This window comes from Arthrobacter sp., from assembly GCF_031988865.1.
Taxonomy (GTDB): domain Bacteria; phylum Actinomycetota; class Actinomycetes; order Actinomycetales; family Micrococcaceae; genus Arthrobacter_B.
In genome coordinates this window covers 1-16766 of sequence record NZ_DALZXY010000080.1, presented here as the reverse complement: position 1 = coordinate 16766, position 16766 = coordinate 1, and the positions used below count along the sequence as shown (strand labels likewise).

General features: G+C 65.3%; 18 protein-coding genes. 8 read left to right on the top strand and 10 right to left on the bottom strand.

Features of this window, described 5'->3' with window-relative positions; all coding sequences use genetic code 11:
• Together RTN46_RS13395 and RTN46_RS13390 are read right to left on the bottom strand one after the other, a co-directional pair.
• The coding region (locus tag RTN46_RS13395) for a DUF6297 family protein (protein WP_312182089.1) at nucleotides 1-679 on the bottom strand (679 nt) is incomplete at its 3' end.
• Between the two features lie 3 nt (nucleotides 680-682).
• On the bottom strand, nucleotides 683-1369 hold the full coding sequence (locus tag RTN46_RS13390) for an ABC transporter ATP-binding protein (RefSeq protein WP_312182088.1): 687 nt from the start codon (nucleotides 1367-1369) through the stop codon (nucleotides 683-685).
• Nucleotides 1370-1489: 120 nt separating this feature from the next.
• On the opposite strand from RTN46_RS13390, the gene RTN46_RS13385 reads away from it, so the two are divergent.
• Nucleotides 1490-2329 (top strand): hypothetical protein, encoded by an 840-nt coding sequence (locus RTN46_RS13385; protein ID WP_312182086.1) that lies wholly within the window; start codon nucleotides 1490-1492, stop codon nucleotides 2327-2329.
• 79 nt (nucleotides 2330-2408) lie between these two features.
• On the top strand, nucleotides 2409-3077 hold the full coding sequence (locus RTN46_RS13380) for a DUF4839 domain-containing protein (protein WP_312182084.1): 669 nt from the start codon (nucleotides 2409-2411) through the stop codon (nucleotides 3075-3077).
• Nucleotides 3078-3347: 270 nt separating this feature from the next.
• Here RTN46_RS13380 and RTN46_RS13375 read toward each other — a convergent pair whose 3' ends face one another.
• Nucleotides 3348-4481 (bottom strand): hypothetical protein, encoded by a 1134-nt coding sequence (locus tag RTN46_RS13375; RefSeq protein WP_312182083.1) that lies wholly within the window; start codon nucleotides 4479-4481, stop codon nucleotides 3348-3350.
• Between the two features lie 283 nt (nucleotides 4482-4764).
• Between RTN46_RS13375 and RTN46_RS13370 the strand changes: the two genes are divergently transcribed.
• Nucleotides 4765-4977, top strand: coding sequence for a hypothetical protein (locus RTN46_RS13370; protein ID WP_312182082.1), 213 nt, complete (start codon nucleotides 4765-4767; stop codon nucleotides 4975-4977).
• Here RTN46_RS13370 and RTN46_RS13365 read toward each other — a convergent pair.
• Nucleotides 4974-5750 (bottom strand): carboxymuconolactone decarboxylase family protein, encoded by a 777-nt coding sequence (locus RTN46_RS13365; RefSeq protein WP_312182081.1) that lies wholly within the window; start codon nucleotides 5748-5750, stop codon nucleotides 4974-4976. The genes RTN46_RS13370 and RTN46_RS13365 overlap by 4 nt on opposite strands.
• A gap of 215 nt (nucleotides 5751-5965) precedes the next feature.
• Between RTN46_RS13365 and RTN46_RS13360 the strand changes: the two genes are divergently transcribed.
• Nucleotides 5966-6820 carry an aldo/keto reductase gene (locus RTN46_RS13360; protein ID WP_312182079.1) on the top strand — a complete coding sequence of 285 codons (855 nt, stop codon included), beginning with the start codon at nucleotides 5966-5968 and terminating at the stop codon, nucleotides 6818-6820.
• 107 nt (nucleotides 6821-6927) lie between these two features.
• On the opposite strand, the gene RTN46_RS13355 is transcribed toward RTN46_RS13360, so the two are convergent.
• The 3 genes from RTN46_RS13355 to RTN46_RS13345 all read right to left on the bottom strand — a co-directional run bounded on the left by RTN46_RS13355 (nucleotide 6928) and on the right by RTN46_RS13345 (nucleotide 10794).
• Nucleotides 6928-8376 (bottom strand): carboxylesterase family protein, encoded by a 1449-nt coding sequence (locus tag RTN46_RS13355; RefSeq protein ID WP_312182077.1) that lies wholly within the window; start codon nucleotides 8374-8376, stop codon nucleotides 6928-6930.
• 20 nt (nucleotides 8377-8396) lie between these two features.
• Complete coding sequence (locus RTN46_RS13350; RefSeq protein ID WP_312182075.1) at nucleotides 8397-9809, bottom strand: MFS transporter; 1413 nt, start codon at nucleotides 9807-9809, stop codon at nucleotides 8397-8399.
• A 169-nt stretch (nucleotides 9810-9978) separates the two neighbouring features.
• Entirely contained in the window at nucleotides 9979-10794 is an 816-nt protein-coding gene (locus RTN46_RS13345) for a purine-nucleoside phosphorylase (protein WP_312182074.1), read from the bottom strand.
• Nucleotides 10795-10904: 110 nt separating this feature from the next.
• On the opposite strand from RTN46_RS13345, the gene RTN46_RS13340 reads away from it, so the two are divergent.
• Both RTN46_RS13340 and RTN46_RS13335 read left to right on the top strand, forming a co-directional pair.
• A complete protein-coding gene (locus RTN46_RS13340; RefSeq protein WP_312182072.1) occupies nucleotides 10905-11663 on the top strand; it encodes a GntR family transcriptional regulator in 759 nt (252 codons plus the stop codon).
• Between the two features lie 44 nt (nucleotides 11664-11707).
• A complete protein-coding gene (locus RTN46_RS13335) occupies nucleotides 11708-12478 on the top strand; it encodes an alpha/beta hydrolase (RefSeq protein WP_312182071.1) in 771 nt (256 codons plus the stop codon).
• On the opposite strand, the gene RTN46_RS13330 is transcribed toward RTN46_RS13335, so the two are convergent.
• Nucleotides 12475-12921 (bottom strand): MepB family protein, encoded by a 447-nt coding sequence (locus tag RTN46_RS13330; RefSeq protein ID WP_312182070.1) that lies wholly within the window; start codon nucleotides 12919-12921, stop codon nucleotides 12475-12477. The genes RTN46_RS13335 and RTN46_RS13330 overlap by 4 nt on opposite strands.
• 133 nt (nucleotides 12922-13054) lie before the next feature.
• Here RTN46_RS13330 and RTN46_RS13325 point away from each other — a divergent pair, with 133 nt between their 5' ends.
• Entirely contained in the window at nucleotides 13055-13504 is a 450-nt protein-coding gene (locus RTN46_RS13325) for a hypothetical protein (RefSeq protein WP_312182069.1), read from the top strand.
• 17 nt (nucleotides 13505-13521) lie between these two features.
• A complete protein-coding gene (locus RTN46_RS13320; RefSeq protein WP_312182067.1) occupies nucleotides 13522-13941 on the top strand; it encodes a hypothetical protein in 420 nt (139 codons plus the stop codon).
• 40 nt (nucleotides 13942-13981) lie between these two features.
• Here RTN46_RS13320 and RTN46_RS13315 read toward each other — a convergent pair whose 3' ends face one another.
• Nucleotides 13982-16120 (bottom strand): iron ABC transporter permease, encoded by a 2139-nt coding sequence (locus tag RTN46_RS13315; RefSeq protein WP_312182065.1) that lies wholly within the window; start codon nucleotides 16118-16120, stop codon nucleotides 13982-13984.
• On the bottom strand, nucleotides 16117-16766 hold a 650-nt coding region (locus tag RTN46_RS13310), incomplete at its 5' end, for an ABC transporter substrate-binding protein (protein ID WP_312182063.1). The genes RTN46_RS13310 and RTN46_RS13315, both read right to left, overlap by 4 nt.

Sequence of the window (16766 nt, the reverse complement as noted above, 5' to 3'; positions counted from 1 at the left end):
CCCAGGACCCCGCCGCGACCCGCACCGTTGCCAGGCTCAGGAGCGCCAGCACCAGCAGGCCGGGAAGCAGGCCGCGGCGCCGCCCAGCCGCCGACCGCGGAGCTGGGCGGGTCTGCTGCCACGCCGCCAACAACACGGCGCAGACAGCCGCCACGCCAAATGTTCCGGCCGAAAGCAGTTGCCCGCTCACACTGGTCTCAAGATCCATCACAAACCCGAACGGCAGATACAGCACGGTAGCTCCCACCCACACCAGGAGCAGGCGGCGGGCCAGCCTCCCGGCCACCATCGGCCGCCGATCCAGCGGCAGGCTCAACCACCAGTACCCTTCGGGCCCGCTGACCGACGCCGGACCGAACTTCCGGGCCATCGCCAGCACCGTCACCAGGGCCGCGAACACCAGCACCGCCGCAGCCGCGCCGTCGGGCACGGGGAACGACGGCGGCGCCACCAGGGTGCGGCCGGAACCGGCATTCCAGGCGGAGGCGACCTGTTCGCGCAGCGCCAGGACCAGTCCCGTGGCCAGGGCACCGATGGTTCCAACGCTCAGCACTGCGGAATAGACGTCGACAAAAACATCCCGGAACCGGGTCCGGCCGTGGGAAAAGGCGCGCGAGGCCGCACGAGTGTACTGCACCGGGTTGAAGGAAAGAGGTGCTTGAGGGGCCTCAGTGGTCATGGGTCAGCGTCCGGCGATTTCCGCGGCGGCGCGCTCGGGCGCGATCTCCCGGACGTCGTCGTCAATCAGCAGGCACCGTTGAGCGGTGGCCAGCAGCAGCGCCGGATCGTGGGTGACCAGCAGGACCGTCCCGCCGTCGTCGGCATAGGCCTGGATACGCTCTCCCACGCGTTCGCGCATGGCGGGGTCCAGACGCTGCTCCGGTTCGTCCAGGATCAGCAGCGACGACGGGCGGATCAGGGCCGAAGCCAGCAGCAGCCGGCGGCGCTGGCCGGAAGAGACGGAGGCCGGAACGGCGTCGGCCCTCTCCTGCAGGGCGAAGAAGTCCAGTTCGGCGTCGACGGCGGCGTCCGGGTCCGGGACCGAGTGGCCGCGGGCGACCAGCTGCAGATGCTCGCGCAGGGAGAGGGAGGGGAAGAACGAGTCCTCGTCGAACAGGGCGGCGACCGAGCGGCGGAACGGGATCGCGTCCTCGTTGACCGGCAGCCCGTGGACCCGGACCTCGCCGTCGAGCATTCGCTGCTTTCCGGCGATGGTGCGGGCGGCCGTGGACTTGCCCGCGCCGTTAAAGCCAACGACGCCGAGGATCTCGCCTGCGTCAGCCCGCGCCGTGATCGGCCCGCACACCGGCATGGCGCCGTAGCCTACGGACAGGTTGGAAATATCGAGCACGGCCCCCGGGAAAGTCATGGGTTCAATCTACCGGCGGACCTCTATCCGCAGCGGAGTGCAGAGCCGGGTCAGCCAGTCGGCGTCGTCCGGAAGCGCGCCGTAACGCGCAGAGCCCGGCTTAGGGCTCCAGCGCAATAAATGACAGGATCGCTGCAGCAGGCTGCGAAAGCCTGCTGGCGCCGTGGTCCGCTAAAACACTGGGGGAGTAGCAATTCCATGCAGCAAAGTCGTCGAACTGTCCACATCATCGCTTTAGCCACCGCCTTGCTTATAAGCGGTTGCAGTGCGCAGGATCGTATCCCGGTTACGTCCGACGCAACCGCATCAGACACACACGGCACCTCAACGGCCGCCGAGCCGACGGCGACGGTGCATGCCGCTGAGCAGACAGCGACCGCACCCGCGGCCGCCCCTTCGACGCTTTCAACCTTTATCACCGATGACGGCATGTTCGAGTTCGATTACCCGTCGGATTGGTCTGTCGTCGCCAATCCTGATTCCCGCCCCGACACGGCAGGCTTCTCCTTCATTGTGCAGGACAGTGAAGGCAGGAAGATGGCTACGCTGGCCGCGGGTTTCCCACCCGCTAACGATTCAGTGGTTACCGGACCGATAGAGCCCGTACCGCTCGAGTACGTCAAAATTCCCGAAAAACAGATCGCCGAAACGCACGAGGGAACCGCCATAGCCTTTCACTACGAGACCCGGTACAACCCGGTCCAAGGAGAAGTTGGCGCGGAGATGGGCATCAACACGTTTAAGACCGAATTCCCTATTTCGGCTTCGTTGCCGGGCTTCCACATTGACACGTCGACGGGGGCCGCCTTCACCCGGTGGATCGACCCCACGGAGGATCTGCCCGACGTCGATCCCTACCTCAAAACTGCCGGTGGCACAGAATTGTTCGAGGCGTATCAGCGGACCACCGAGTATCAGGCGGTTAAAGAGATGATGATCTCCCTCCGCCGACTCATGTAGTCCATCGCCTTGTCAGCTGCCACAGCGGGCGGGGGATGCGGTGCCCTAGGATGAGCTGACCGGCGGCCCAGGAGACACTTTGGAAATCAACACACTGGAATTCCTCATAGTTACTCTCTGGAGCGCCGGAGTCGTGGCTGGACTTTACTTCTATTTGTCCGCCCGGTCCGTCCGATCAATGCTGGTGCTGGGTGGGTCGTTGGTGATTCCAGTCCTGGGATCCACGGTGGCTGTGGTGCTGGTGGACCGGTTTCGCGCCCTGCGGAAGAAGAGGAAATCAGGTGCCGACGCCGACTGCGCTTCGCGGGGCACAAGTGAGCAAGCCTCCGAGACTGCGGAGACGGCTAAGCCTGAGGAAGAAGTACTCACCGTTGAGAACAGCAGCGACCTGGCTGCCCTGCTGGCCATCACGGACTACTGCATTGAACCAGCTTCCGTCTTTGCTGCACAGCATCAGGGGAAGACCATTGCGTTCGACGGAAGCATCGGCGCCATGATCCCTCACGGCGACTACAAGATTCGGTATGACATCTTGATCGGAGCTGGAGATTTCAGCGAGACCACTTCGCCTGGGCCAGCATTCCAGTTCCGTGATGTGAACGCCACATCCGATATGCATTTCACGGATACCGACCGCCCAGACACCATGGGCGTCGGTGACAACCTCCGCCTTACGGCGCGCGTGGTGGGTTTCGCGGAGAGCTCCTGCCTCTTCCTCTTGGATCCTGTACGCACGTCTTTTAGGTGATTGCCGGGTTGGAGCTTTTCCCTCGGCTAGGAGGGAAGAGCAGCCGAAACGGGCCGGTACACGGGTACCCGGCCAGCCGCCGTCGTCCGTCGGTCCAAAGAACCTAAACCTTCACCTTCGCCTCAAACTAACGAGCTCATTCGCTGCATCCGGTAGTCAACAACCTCACTGCTGGCTCGGACGTTGCCCCGTCTTATGCCTTCCGGATCCTGACGCCCATGATCCGCTCACTGCGCATGCCCGCAGGGCCTGGCGTGCCCCCGGCCGGGATTACTGAACCGGGGGAGGCGGCTGAACCGGGGGTGGCGGGGGCTGTCCGCCGTCGTACCTGGGCCCGCTCTCCGGACCTGTGCCCGGGCCGTAGCCATCCCGCGACTGTGCGCTTAGCCGCCGCCAGGGACGCCGGTCGTAGATCGCCAGGAGCTGCGCACCGAGACCGAAGAACACCATGGCCAGCCAGACGAGAATGTTGAGCCACGGAACATGCAGCGCAACGATGAGGATGAGGCCTCCGACGAGCGCCTTGATCACCGGATGCTGGTTCCCGCGGAAGATGAGCCTGCCTATGTAATACGCAGTAAAGACGAAGGATGCGAGCGTGAGTGTGATCCATACCAGCAGGATTGCCAGCGCGACGGGCGCCCCGATGACCGTGACCAGGAGGACCAGCACGGCGAACGGAATGGCGATCGATGCCACAAAACCGACCAGCAGGGCTTTCCACGGTTGGGGCACCAAGCGGTCGGTCACACGGTGCAGCAGGCGGGGGAAGAGCCAGCCAGCGAGCACCGTGATGAGGCTCAAGGCGACCAGCGCATAGAGCAGCCCGAGCAGCCATCCAACGAACTTTTCCCCGGGCGAAGGCTCTCGGTCGGGCTGCGGCGCGATGCGCTCCACGGTGCCACTGACCGCGCCGTCGGCGATGTCCGCATCTTCGTTGGAGTTGTACGTCAGGTTGCCGCCGACAGTCCCATCGATAGTCAGGTCCCCGACGCCGACCTGGACATCACGGCCAATCGCGCCGGCGATGGAGATATCGCCTGCGGCACCCACAAGATCGTCCCCGAAGGAGCCGGTATCTGTCACATCGACAGTCGACGCGAAGATGGTGCCGCTGCGCGTAACGTCGCCGCTGATGGTCACGTCCTGCCCGGCCAGGCGCACGTTTCCGTCAACGTTTCCGGTGATGGTGATCGTCTGGGCGGCCGCGATCACATCCCCTGTGACGTTTCCGCTGATCGTGATTCTTTGTCCCGACGCGTACACGTCCCCGGAAACGTCGTCCCGGACGTCGATGTTCAGTCCGCTGTAGTACTGCGGGCCAGACCCGTCGTTCGTTACAGCAGCGGATACTGACTGCGGACTGGATGCCGGGGCCGAGGCGAATGCGCCGGTCCCCGTCATGAGAAGCAGAATGACGGCGGCGAGGACTGCTGAGAACACTCGCCGCGGGGGAGAAGGAAGTCTCATCGGAATGCCTTTCCGGTACCTGGGTCCGCCTGGTCGTCCTCATCGAAGGGCTGTTTGCAGCGGAGTCCCGGAACTTGGGGCCGATGCTCAAACCGGCCCCGTGGTCCCGGGGTCAATGTCCTCAGTGTCCAGCAGATAGCCGCCGCACAATAGGGGCGGCGGGCCGGTTGTTCCTCGGAGTCGACGGATTTACCGCTTTTCGTGATTGGGTATCCCGATGGATGAATACGTTAGTTCAGGCACTTTCTGGTTCACGCTGGCCGTGATCAATGCCGGTCTGGCTGAGCAGAAGAACCGGTCGCGGTGGATTTGGTTCCTCGTATCGATATTGCTGGGGCCGATCGCCACCGTGTTGATCGTGGTGTGGCGGGCGCCGGAGCCCGCGGTATCTGCAAAGGCCTACAGCGACGGATACAGGTACCGGACCTAGAGATCCTTCACCGCGCGGATAGCGGCCACGGCCCGCGGGAAACCGACGTACGGAAAGCAGTGGACCAGGGCCGCGGTGATCTCCGTCTTGGAGTTGCCCACCTGCAGGCAGGCGCGGCCGTGCGGTCCGAGCTGGGCGGAGGTGTCGCCGATCGCTGCCAGGGCGCAGAGCACCAGCAGTTCACGCTGCGCAAGCGTGAGGCTGCCACGGGTGTAGAAGTCCCCGAAGCAGAACTCGGTCAGGAACCGGGGGAGGGCTTCATCGAACGGCTGCGGCAGGCCGGCAAGGTTGTCTTTGATTTCCGTGCCGTACAGCGGCTCCTGCTCGGCGAGCCCGCGCTGGTACCGGCCGGCGTCGTCGACCGTTCCCTGAGCCGGCAGCGGCAGCTCGATGCCATGGTCGCGGAACACCGCGTTGACCGTGGCGACGGCGTTGAGGGTGCGGGGGAAACCGATGAAAGGTGCCAGCTGGTACACCGCTTCGCGGAGCTGCACCGGCGGCACACCCACACGAAGCGCCGCCGCGGTGTGGGCGCTCAGCTGCGGCAGGGTCTGCAGGCAGGCCAGAACGGTGACGGTGATCAGCTCCCGGGTCTGGTCATCGAGTACGCCGGAGCCGAAGACGTCGCCGAAAATGAAGCCGCGCAGGATCTCCATCAACTCCGGATCGTCCTGGTGGGCGTCCCGGTCCCGGTGACCGAAAAGCCGGGCATAGGTTGCCTCGGCCTGCTCCCGGCGGGACGGGGAGCCAGAATCGGAATCCGGTCCATCCATGGTGCGCTCCTCGGCTGGGACACGTAGGGAAGCTGAGACGCGGGCGGCGCTCTTCCCATGCAAGCACGCCGAGGGGAGCCGCGCCAGCACACACTGGAGGAGCGCCGGGATCTCTGCGCAGAACCGTGCGAAGTCCCTGCCAGCCATTCCGGCCCGCCGCGCACCAGAGGACCATGGAGACCCAGCAGTTCCGCCAATCCCAAGGAGCAAGACCCATGATCCTGGACGAGACCTACACGCTGGCCAACGGGCTGCCGATCCCGAAGCTCGGGCTCGGCACCTGGTTCATCCCCGCCGACGCCGCGGCCCAGGCCGTGCGGGATGCCATCGGGATCGGGTACCGCAACATCGACACCGCGCAGGCCTACGGAAATGAACACGGCGTGGGGGAGGGCGTGCGCAGCAGCGGGGTTCCGCGCGGAGAGCTGTTCGTTTCCAGCAAGCTGGCGGCCGAGATCAAGGACTACGAGGACGCTGTCGCTGCGATCGACGGCTCCCTCACGGTGATGGGCCTGGACTACCTGGACCTCATGCTGATCCACAGCCCCCAGCCATGGAACGACTGGCGCGGCGGCTCCTACGCCGAGGGCAACCGCCAGGCCTGGCGGGCGCTGGAAGAGGCCCATGCGGCGGGCAAGCTCCGCTCCATCGGCGTGTCCAATTTTGAACAGCACGACCTGGAGAACATTCTCTCCGCCGCCACCGTGGGGCCGCAGGTCAACCAGATCCTGGTGCACGTCGGCAACACCCCGGACGCGCTGCTGGATTTCTGCACCGAGAACAACATGCTGGTGGAAGCGTATTCACCGATTGCCCACGGCGAGATCCTGAAGAACGAGGCCGTTGCCGCCATGGCTGCCCGTTATGAGGTCTCCGTGCCACAGCTCTGCATCCGCTATGTGCTCCAGCTCGGCACCGTGCCGCTGCCGAAAACAGCGAACCCCGAGCACATGAGGAGCAACGCCGAGGTCGAGTTCGTCATCTCCGGCGAGGACATGGAGGCCCTGCACGGTATCCAGGTGACCGATTACGGGAAGTCCAGCCGGTTCCCGGTCTTCAGCGGCAAGTGACTGCGCCGGCGCTGATCAGCGCCGGCGTCCGGGAGTTTCCGGCTCCACGGCAGCGGACGACGGCGGGAAGTCCCGCCGTCGTCCGCTTGGGTGACGCTTCTGGAGCGCTAGTGGAACAGGGCCGCCAGGCGCTCGGACGCCGAAAAAGCGTCACTGGGGGTCGAGCGGGCATCGCCCACGGTGCAGGCACCGGTAGCCATTTTCAGCACGCCGCTCTCCGCTGGCATCCAGTCGAGAACTTCTCCTCTGACGAAGGACAGGGCTGAGCCGTGGAATGAAGCCGCAACCTCGGCGGGAACCGTTCCGAGAACAGGCGTCACTGTCTCGGCTTCGGGAAGGCCGAAGAACACCGGGATTTCGTTACAGTGCAGAGCAAGGCCGCTCTTCTCGGGTGCCCAGCGATAGTCGTATACCCAGGTAGGGGCGGCCGCGGTGCAGCGTTCGGAAAGCACGGCCGGAACGACGGAGCGGAAAAGCCGTTCTGTGATAAGTCGTCCGGGCAGGAGTTCATGGAGGGAACCGATTTGCTCCACGGCATCAACGGCTTCATCCGGAGGAACATTTTCGGCCTCGAATTGCGCAACTACGTCGCTGCGGTCCAGGGCTGTCTCACCGGGCGTCCATAGTGTTTCGTCTGCGGTGGCGCCAATGACCAGCGCAACGTCGCCGCTTTCCGCCGCGATCCCTGCACTGATTCCGTGGGGAAACAGTTCTTCCCCTACAACCGGTGGAAAGGTCAGCAGCGCACCCGTCGCCAGCAGGGCATCCTGGAGTGCCGTGTCCGTTACTGACGCGAACCCGGCGATATCAGGGGATACTCCTACCGCCTCGGCAAAACCCGCTGTTGCCAGGGCAGCTTTGTCCACAGTGATGCTTTCCAGCACACCGGACAGGACCCAGGCGCGCTTGAACAGGCCGCGGGCCGCTCGTGTGGCCAGAAGGCACAGGACTGCTCCGCCTCCTGCTGATTGACCGGAAACAGTGACGTTGGCGGGATCGCCGCCAAATGACGAAATCGCATCCTGAATCCATTCGAGTGCGCAGATCCAGTCCAAGACGGCGCGATTATCCGGAGCGCCCTCAATGTGCCCGAACCCATCAAGTCCAAGCCGGTAGGAGATGGACACGACCACCACGTCTTCGGACGCGAACTGACGTCCGTCGTACCACGCGCCGATCGAGGATCCGGATACATATCCGCCGCCGTGGATCCACACCAGCACCGGGAGCGCTGCGCCCCCGTTCAGGGCATGGGCGGGCGCGAATACGTTGAGGTTGAGGATGTCATCACCGGGAACAACGGGTTCCGGAATGTCGAACCCGGGCGATTTGCGCAGGGGTGTTGCGCCCCAGCGGGTTGCGTCGAACGGCTCGGCGAAGTGCGCCCTGCGTTCGGGTGCGGCAAACCGGAGCGGACCCGTGGGTGCTTCCGCATAAGGGATGCCGCGGAAGACCGCCACCCCGTGAGCCTCCAGGCCCGTCATTTTTCCGACCGAGCTGGTGTGCTCGATCGTGGTCGCCTCTGCCCAAAAGGCGTTGTCTTTTGGATGCGTCATTTCAGAGTTTTCCTCGATGTTCATAGGGTTTGGCCCGGCTTGGGGGTAATCAAGAGGCTCGCTGCGAAGGCCAACAAGGCGATGACAGCGGAAACCCAAAGTGCCGTGAAGTAGCCGGCTTCCGACCCGTCTACGAAGGACGCCACAATGCCGATTCCAAGACTCGCCCCGATTCCAACGGCGGCGCTGTTCAGGCCGGCCAGGGCGGACGGTGCGCCATCGGGCGAAAGCAGGACACCCAGGCCGTTAAGCGTGGTTAGGACAATCCCCGTGAAGAATGCACCCAAAAGGAAAGCGAGTACTGCGACGACGACGAGGTCGTGCCGGAACGCAGTGAGCACCGCAAGGGTCAGGGCGATAAGGAGCAACCCTGAACGAAGCAGGCGCAGCCACCCGATCCGGGTTACGACAGCTCCGCACAACGGTGACAACAGCACTCCGGCAAGCGCGCCGGGAACGATGTAGATCAGGGCGGATTGGGCGGCGCTCATGCCGAATCCGACCGCCCCGTCCTGGCTGAGGATCACGATGGTGTAGCCCAAAGTGCTCACGTAGCCGGCCAAAGCGAGGATCGTGGTGGCGATAACAGGCCACACATGGCGTGACCGAAGGTGCTCTACGGCGATCAGCGGCGTGGCGCGTCTCTTCTCGATCATCCAGAAAGCGATGAACGCTGCTGCCGCGACAGCAAAGTAGGCAACCGTCGCCGGGGCCACCCAGCCTGCCATGGGCGCCTGGCTCAGGGAGGTGGTGAGGGAGATCAGTCCCACGGACAACGTCGCTGCGCCCCACCAGTCCATTTTTCCTGACGCCGGACGGCGGCTGTCCGCCGGAATCCAGAGACGGACGCTGATGGCGGCGAGGATCCCGGTCAAGAGAATCACCACAAAAATGGACCTGAATCCGAAGGTATCTACGAGCAGGCCGCTGAAATAGGCGTCAACGCCCCCGACCCCTCCGTTGACGGCAGTGATGGTGCCAACCGCGATTCCGAAGGTCTTAGGGGTGAGCATTTCCCTGAGGAGAACGAAGGTTATGGGGAAAGCCGCGCTGGACGCGCCCTGCAACGCCCGCCCCGCCAGTAGTACCTCCATGTTGGGGGACCACGCACAAAGTGCCGTGCCCACTCCGAGAATGGCAAGCACAATGAACAGTGTGCGGCGGTGGCCCAGGAAATCGCTCCAGCGGCTCAGGACGACGCCGGCGATGGCTCCGGTCAGCAGATACAGCGACAAGACCTGCGAAGCCCGGGCAGGCGATTCGTTAAGCGAGGCGGCTATGTTCGGGATCGCGGGGGCAAGCATCGTGGAATTGAGCTGGGCGGTCAGAACGCACAGGGTCAACGCAGCAACCAGTGCCACGGCCTTCCGGCCTTTTAGTTGGGGCTGGACCGACGGTGCGGTCTCCAGCCCCTGAATATTATTGCTTGCCACTTTCAAAAGACTCCTTTGTCAATTCCACGTCAAGTTCCCCCAAGCTGGGTATGATGTTATACCTCTAAAAAGGCATTTGCATAGAGATCGATCAGTACGTCGATATGCCTGCCTGGAAAGTGCAAAATGCCACCCTCCCGAAGCCGTCACGAGCCCGAGGTGCTACCGGTCAGAGCTTGGCGATAATCCCCGCGAGCAGCTTGGAAATGCGCGGTCCGGCGGCCTGGCCGGCCTCAAGGACTTCGTCATGGCTGAGCGGCACGGGGCTGATCCCGGCGGCAAGGTTGGTCACCAATGAGATGCCGAAGACCTCCATGCCGGCGTGGCGGCCGGCAATAGCCTCCAGGGCCGTGGACATACCCACCAGATCGGCGCCGATCCGCTTGGCGTACTGCACCTCGGCGGGCGTCTCGTAGTGCGGGCCGGTGAACTGCGCGTACACGCCTTCTGCCAGTGACGGGTCCACTTCGCGGGCCAGATTGCGGATGCGTGAGGAATACAAGTCCGTGAGGTCCACGAACGTCGCCCCTTCCAGTGGTGAGGCGGCGGTGAGGTTGATGTGGTCGCTGATAAGCACCGGTGTGCCGGGCGTCCAGTTCTCCTTGAGCCCGCCGCAGCCGTTGGTCAGCACCAGGGTCTTGCAGCCGGTGGCCGCGGCTGTGCGCACGCCGTGAACCACGGCGCGGACACCCTTGCCCTCGTAGTAGTGCGTGCGGGCGCCCAGGACCAGGGCCCGCTTCCCCTCCTTCGTCAGCACGGAGCGGATGGTACCCACGTGCCCCACCACGGACGGCGCGGAAAAACCGGGGATTTCGGCAGCGGAGAGGGTTGCGGTGGTCTCGCCAATCAGCTCGGCGGCGTCGCCCCAGCCCGATCCGAGGACCAAGGCCACATCATGGCTGTCTATCCCCGTTTCCCGGGCGATGTAGTGAGCTGCATCAGATGCGGCTTCGAAGGGGTGCTGGGTGGGGTGGTCAGTGCGCATGAGCCCCAGCGTATAGGTATGAGGTTATACCTCTCGGGTATGACATAGCCTTCATTCAGTTATCCGTGATTGAGTTGGTGGATCGTCTGCCCTACCCGAAGGAATGTGCCGTGAATCCCGACGTCCATGCGTTTCTGTCCCAGACGCTGACGCCGTCACTTGGGGTGCCGCTCAGGGTTGCCGTCTACTCGCGGCTGACCGATGGAATCCGCTCCAACATCTTCCCTCTCGGCTCCCTCCTCCCGCGGGAGACGGAACTCGGAGCGGCGATCGGGCTGAGCCGCACAGTGGTGCGTGAAGCGCTAATGCTGCTTGAGGAGGACGGACTGATCGTTACGCGGCGGGGCGTGGGAAGGTTTGTCGCGGAGACCTTGCCGGGCGTTGGCCTGGAAGAATTCCGTCCCTTTGAAACGGCCCTCGCGGACCAGGGGCGTCCCCTGAAGGTTGTCCCGGGCGAAATGAAAATCCAACCGAGTATCGACTACATCAACAAGGGTCTGTCCCTGGACGCAGAGGCCAACGGCGAGCCGATCGCGCTGGTCCAGGAGGGCCTTCCTGCCGGCAAGTATCTTAGCGATATCAGCTCCGCACTGGCGGAAAATCTGCAAAAGGCCGCCGAATCCGAAGAGACCTTGCTGGCGGCCCTGATCCGTCTTTGCGGACCGGTGTTCACCGCTGGAACCTGCGGCATCAGCGCGGGAGTGGCCGGCGCCGGAAGGGCGAAACAGCTGAACCTCAGGGCGCAGGACCCAGTCCTGATCCTTACCCAGACGGCACAGCACAACGGCACGCTCGTGTACCTGGCCAAGTGCATCGTTTCCCCACACCTGGGCCAACTGAACATCGTTCAAACAACCCCTCCCAGCTGACGCGATGCCACGTTGAAACCGCCCCAACCCCACGGCAGGAACACATGACTTACCATCGGATCAACGGCGTCGACCTCTACTCCGAGGTGACCGGCGAGGGGCCGCCCATCCTCTTCCTGCACGGCGGATTCTGTTCGCTGGAATCGCTGCGGGAACAGTCCGATGCGCTGGCGGGGGACCGGCAGGTCTTCGCGTTCGAACGCCCCGGGCATGGCCGGTCAGCGGATATCGACGGCGGCTATAGCTACGAACGCGGCCTCGCCGACACCGTGGCTTACCTCGATGCGGAGGGCCTGGAATCGGTGGACGTGCTTGGCTACAGCGACGGCGCGATCCTCGGGCTGCTGCTGGCCCTGCATCATCCGGAGCGGGTCCGCTCCCTGATCGCCATCAGCGCGAACCTGGACCCGTCGGCGTTCAAGACTTCCGACGACGACGGCGGCGGGCTGCCGGTGCTCGGGCCCCCGGTGCACGCAGCGCCCAGGGAAGAGCCGAAGCCGGACGTCGAACGGATGCACTACGAGCGGCTGTCCCCGGACGGGCCGGCCCACGCCGATGCAGTCCTGGCCAAGCTGTTCCGGCTGTGGACGGAAGAGCCGCACATCGACCCCGCGGACCTGGGCTCGATCAAAGCCCCTACCCTGATCATGGCCGGGGACCGGGACACCATCCGGCCGGACCACAGCCTGCTGATCGCGGCCTCCATTCCGGGCGCGCAGCTGTGCATCGTGCCCGGCGCCACCCACGGCCTGCTGGCCGAGCGCCCGGCGCTGATCAGCGCCGTCGTCCGGGAGTTCCTGGGGCAGGTTCCTTAACCCAGCTCGGTGAACGCAGCCGCCTGCACGCGCTGAGTACGGGACGCCTGAGGATTGAGGTCGGTGCACCATGCGGGGTAGACACGGAACCCGCGCTTGCCAGGCCGTAGGCCGGAGCTGACATAACCTGCCGAGACCAGGTGCACCGGGGTGAATTGGAAGACCCCGAACCGGTCCTGGTCCTCCACAAAGACAAGCAGTCCGGCCAACGACTCCTCAGCGGTGAAGGGCCTGGTTGATCCGTCTTCGCCGCGGGTCCAGACTGCGACGAAAGCGCCCGGCTTCGTCGGCGTGATCCGGGCGGTGCGGATTCGCCAGCGATCCTCCCCGATGAGGGCAATGCCGGATTCGTAGTCGCTGTTCTGTTCTTCGGCCTGGATGACCAGCGCATTGGCCGGAGAAGGTGCAAAGTCGATGAAGCGGCTGAACGCACGGAAATTCACTCTAGAACTCTATGCGTTCGCCATCCGCCACAAACGACGTGCTCCTACTGCAGCGGGAGTTCCCTCGCCCTTCCGCTAGGCTGGGGTCGTCGCACCGACGGGGTGCGACGGCGAGAGGTTCGGGGGAGCCGCAATGATCAAAAGACCGTCACTAGGAATGGTCGTTGGCCTGTCGATTGTGGGCGGCTTCGCCCTCGGAATCAGCACATTATCCGCACCCGGGGCCGATGAACTTGCGGCGGCGTCCGGCCCAAATCCGCCGGCCGCGGAACTGGCCGCCCTCTCGGCGTCGGACACAGGTTTTCCTGAGGTAATAGATGACCCCGGGACAGCCGTGTACGAACCGTTCGTCGCTTGTTCGGCCGACTACGCAAATGGTCCGGGCGCGGACCTGGACCGCAGGAACCTGATGGGTCCCGAGAACAGCGTGATGGTTTCGCCCGAGCAGATGAGGGCCATGGGCCGCCCCGCAGCTGAAATTGAGGCGCAAACACGGGCTTGGAATGAGCTCAGCCCAGAGTCACGCGAAGAGCAACTGTGCCGCGCGGCCCAGCAGAACGCCGTTATCGCCGAACCGCGTTGAGTTCCGGGCACCGGGAAATGAGACGCAGTACACGGGTCCGCTCAAACAAGCCGGATCTCTTGGTGCTGTGGGTACTCATCCCCACCTTCCTCCCCGCTCTGTTTGTTGTCCTGCTTTCCCTGGTCACCTTTGCGTCGTTTATTGCGGGATCAGGTGCCAGGTGGTCCCAGGCGGTGACGTTTGTGCCTTTCCTTGCGTCAGCCCTCGCCGCAATCGCCACCGGTGTCCTGATGAAGCGAGCCCCGACGGACCGGAGGGCATGGGTGCTGTCTCTCTGTACTGTTGTGCTCCTGCTCCTTGCGGCGTCGGCACCCGTTCTTAGCTTCAGCAAGGCCGCGGCTGAAGAGTTCTGCGAAAGCGCGCCCGGCGGCCGGGGTTACCCGGGGACGGCAGCACCGGAAGAAACCCCCAGCATCTGCAGCTGGGCCAGGAACTAGCCCCACGGCGCCCCAGCCCCAGCCCAACCCCGCCACCGCTTTACCCCCGCGACCGCCGCAGCAGCCAGACGAAGTACGGGGCACCGATCAGGGCGATCATCAGCCCGGCCGGGATCTGCGCCGGGGCAATCAGCGTCCGCCCCAACGTGTCCGCCACGGACACCAGCACCGCGCCAAGCAGCATCGACAGCGGAATCAGCCGCGAATGCCGGGCACCGGCAATAAAGCGGGCCAGATGCGGGGCCACCAGTCCCACGAAACCCACCGCGCCAATGGCCACAACGCTCAGCGACGCCAGGACCGCCGCGGTGCCCAGCAGCAGCAGGCGGGAACGCTCCAGCCGGACCCCCAGAATGCGGGGAGTATCGTCGTCGACCGCCAGCAGATCCAACCGGCGCCGCAGACCGAACACCAGCGGCAGTGCCAGCAACAGCGCCACGGCCACCGGAACGACGTCGGGCAGCGTCCGTCCGTAGGTGGTGCCGGAGAGCCAGGTGAGGATGCGCGGAGTGTTCCACGGGTCGGCCCGCAGCAGCAGGAGCGTGGTCAGCGACGTCAACCCGTAGCCGCAGCCAATGCCAACGAGCACAAAGCGGTCGGGGAGCAGCCCGCCGCGCCAGGCCAGCAGGGCGATCAGCGCGAAGGTCGCCAGGCCCATCAGCACGGCCATGGTGATGAGCATCGGGCGTCCGCCGCCCAGGTTGGAGGTCACCACGGTGACCGCACCAAGACCGGCACCGGCGGTGATGCCCAGGATCCCGGGTTCAGCCAGCGGGTTGCGGACGGTTCCCTGCACCACGCACCCGGCCAGGCCCAGGGCCGCACCCGCGAGCACCGCCGCGGCCATCCGCGGGAAGCGGTCATCCAGGGCGCGGCCAATCAGGTCCGGCGCTGAACCGTTCAGCCACAGTGCCACGTCCCCGGTGCGCAGCCACAGGCTCCCGGCGAGCAGGCCCACCAGGACCGCGCCCAGCAGCAGCAGGCCGGAGACGGCGAGGGCGATCAGGAAGCGGCGGCGGGTCCGAACACCGAGCCGTCCCTGCGGGGGCATCGCGACCGGACCGGAATCCCGCATCCGCATCGCCAGCACCACAATCAGGACCGCGCCGAGCAGCGCCGTCGGGACACCGGTGGGAATCGAGCTGGCGCCTTCCGCGCCGAGGATTCCCCGCAGCACCGCATCCGCGAGGAGGATCAGCAGCGCACCCAGCAGCCCGGACACCGGCAGCAGGAAATGATGCCGGCGCAGCACGGGCGCCCGTGACGCGAGCAGCCGGGCCAGCACCGGAGCGCCGAGCCCCACAAACGCAATGGGACCGGCCAGGGTGACGGAGATGCTCGTCAGCAGCACCGCGCAGAGCACGGCAAAAACACGGGTGGAGGCGACCGGCACACCCAGGGAGGATGCAGTGTCGTCGCCGAGTTTGAGCACATCGAGGCGGCGGCAGAGCAGCAGTGCCACGCAGAGCATCGCGATGATCACCGGGGCGGCGCGCACCGAGGCGTCGAGGTTCAGCTGGGCCAGCGACCCGCTGCCCCACGCAAACAGGCCGGTGGTGTTCTCCTCGAACAGGATCAGCAGCATCGCCGTCGCGGCGTCCAGCGCCATGGCGATGGCGGAACCGGCCAGGATCAGGCGGGTGGTCCCGGAGCCCACCGAGCGTCCGGCCAGGCCCAGGACGACGGCGGCAGCCAGCACCCCGCCTGCGAAGGCCACGGTTCCGGATGCCCACAGCGGCACCGACAGGCCGAAGGCCGCGACGGCGGTGAGCGCGAAGTAGGAACCGGCGGTCACGGCGAGGGTATCGGGGGAGGCCAGCGCGTTCCGGGTCACGGACTGCAGCAGCGCCCCGGCCACCCCGAGGGCGAACCCCACGGCGACGCCGGCGAAGAGCCGCGGCAGGCGCGAGCCGACCAGTACATCGGCAACCGGCACACCGCCGACGGTTTCCTGCGCGCCGCCGAACAGGCGCCACAGGTCCAGCAGTCCGGCCCCGGAGGTACCCTGCGTCAGGTGCCAGGCACCCACCACGGAAACGGCCGTCAGCAGCAGCGCCAGCACGGCGAGTCCGCCGCCGGCGTGTTGGAGGAAGTGCGGCAGGGCGGTACGCAACCCGCTCCGCAGGCCCGGGCGGGCCTGCGGAGCGTTAAGGTCCTGCGTGTGGAGCGGTGCGCTCACTCCGACAGCATGGCGTCAACGTAGGCGTCGATCGCCTGCTGGTTGGACAGCGGTCCGCCGGCGCCCCAGACACCCGCCGGGAAGGCGTAGGCGCGGTCTTCCTGCACGGCCGGCAGCGCGGTCCAGATCGGGTTCTTCTCCAGTTCGGAGACGTAGCTGCCGGCTTCTTCATCGTTGGAGTAGAAGAGGTTCGCGTTGCCCACCGCGGTGAGGCCTTCGATGTCGGTCTGGCCCAGTCCGTAGGCCGGATCCACGCCGCCGCTGCCGTACTTGGCGTCGATTTCGTCCGTCCAGGCGGAAGTCAGGCCCAGTTCTTCACCCAGGGCGGTGAAGAGCGCGCCTTGTCCGTACGGGCGGATGGTGACGTTGCCGCCTTCGATCCAGCCGTCGAAGAACAGGAAGTCAGTTGTGGCCAGGCCGGCGGATTTCACCTTGTCCTTCGCTTCGGCGAGGTGGTTGTCGAAGTCGCTGAGCACCTGCTCGGCCCGGTCGGTGCGTCCGGTGGCCTCGGCGATCATGGAGAAGACGTTTTTCATGTTCCCGATCGGATCGGCGCCGTTGGCGCCAAGCGTGGCCAGCACGGGAACGCCCCGCTCCTCAAGCTGGGCGATCAGTTCGTCGTCGGCGCTGAAGGCCTCCACGATGA

Excerpts from the sequence above, each read along its gene's own strand:
- RTN46_RS13335 (WP_312182071.1), top strand. The coding sequence starts at position 11,708 with ATGACTTACCATCGGATCAACGGCGTCGACCTCTACTCCGAGGTGACC.
- RTN46_RS13370 (WP_312182082.1), top strand. The coding sequence starts at position 4,765 with ATGGATGAATACGTTAGTTCAGGCACTTTCTGGTTCACGCTGGCCGTG.
- RTN46_RS13390 (WP_312182088.1), bottom strand. The coding sequence starts at position 1,369 with ATGACTTTCCCGGGGGCCGTGCTCGATATTTCCAACCTGTCCGTAGGC.
- RTN46_RS13325 (WP_312182069.1), top strand. The coding sequence starts at position 13,055 with ATGATCAAAAGACCGTCACTAGGAATGGTCGTTGGCCTGTCGATTGTG.
- RTN46_RS13365 (WP_312182081.1), bottom strand. The coding sequence starts at position 5,750 with ATGGATGGACCGGATTCCGATTCTGGCTCCCCGTCCCGCCGGGAGCAG.
- RTN46_RS13355 (WP_312182077.1), bottom strand. The coding sequence starts at position 8,376 with ATGACGCATCCAAAAGACAACGCCTTTTGGGCAGAGGCGACCACGATC.
- RTN46_RS13375 (WP_312182083.1), bottom strand. The coding sequence starts at position 4,481 with ATGACGGGGACCGGCGCATTCGCCTCGGCCCCGGCATCCAGTCCGCAG.
- RTN46_RS13360 (WP_312182079.1), top strand. The coding sequence starts at position 5,966 with ATGATCCTGGACGAGACCTACACGCTGGCCAACGGGCTGCCGATCCCG.
- RTN46_RS13385 (WP_312182086.1), top strand. The coding sequence starts at position 1,490 with ATGACAGGATCGCTGCAGCAGGCTGCGAAAGCCTGCTGGCGCCGTGGT.
- RTN46_RS13320 (WP_312182067.1), top strand. The coding sequence starts at position 13,522 with ATGAGACGCAGTACACGGGTCCGCTCAAACAAGCCGGATCTCTTGGTG.
- RTN46_RS13345 (WP_312182074.1), bottom strand. The coding sequence starts at position 10,794 with ATGCGCACTGACCACCCCACCCAGCACCCCTTCGAAGCCGCATCTGAT.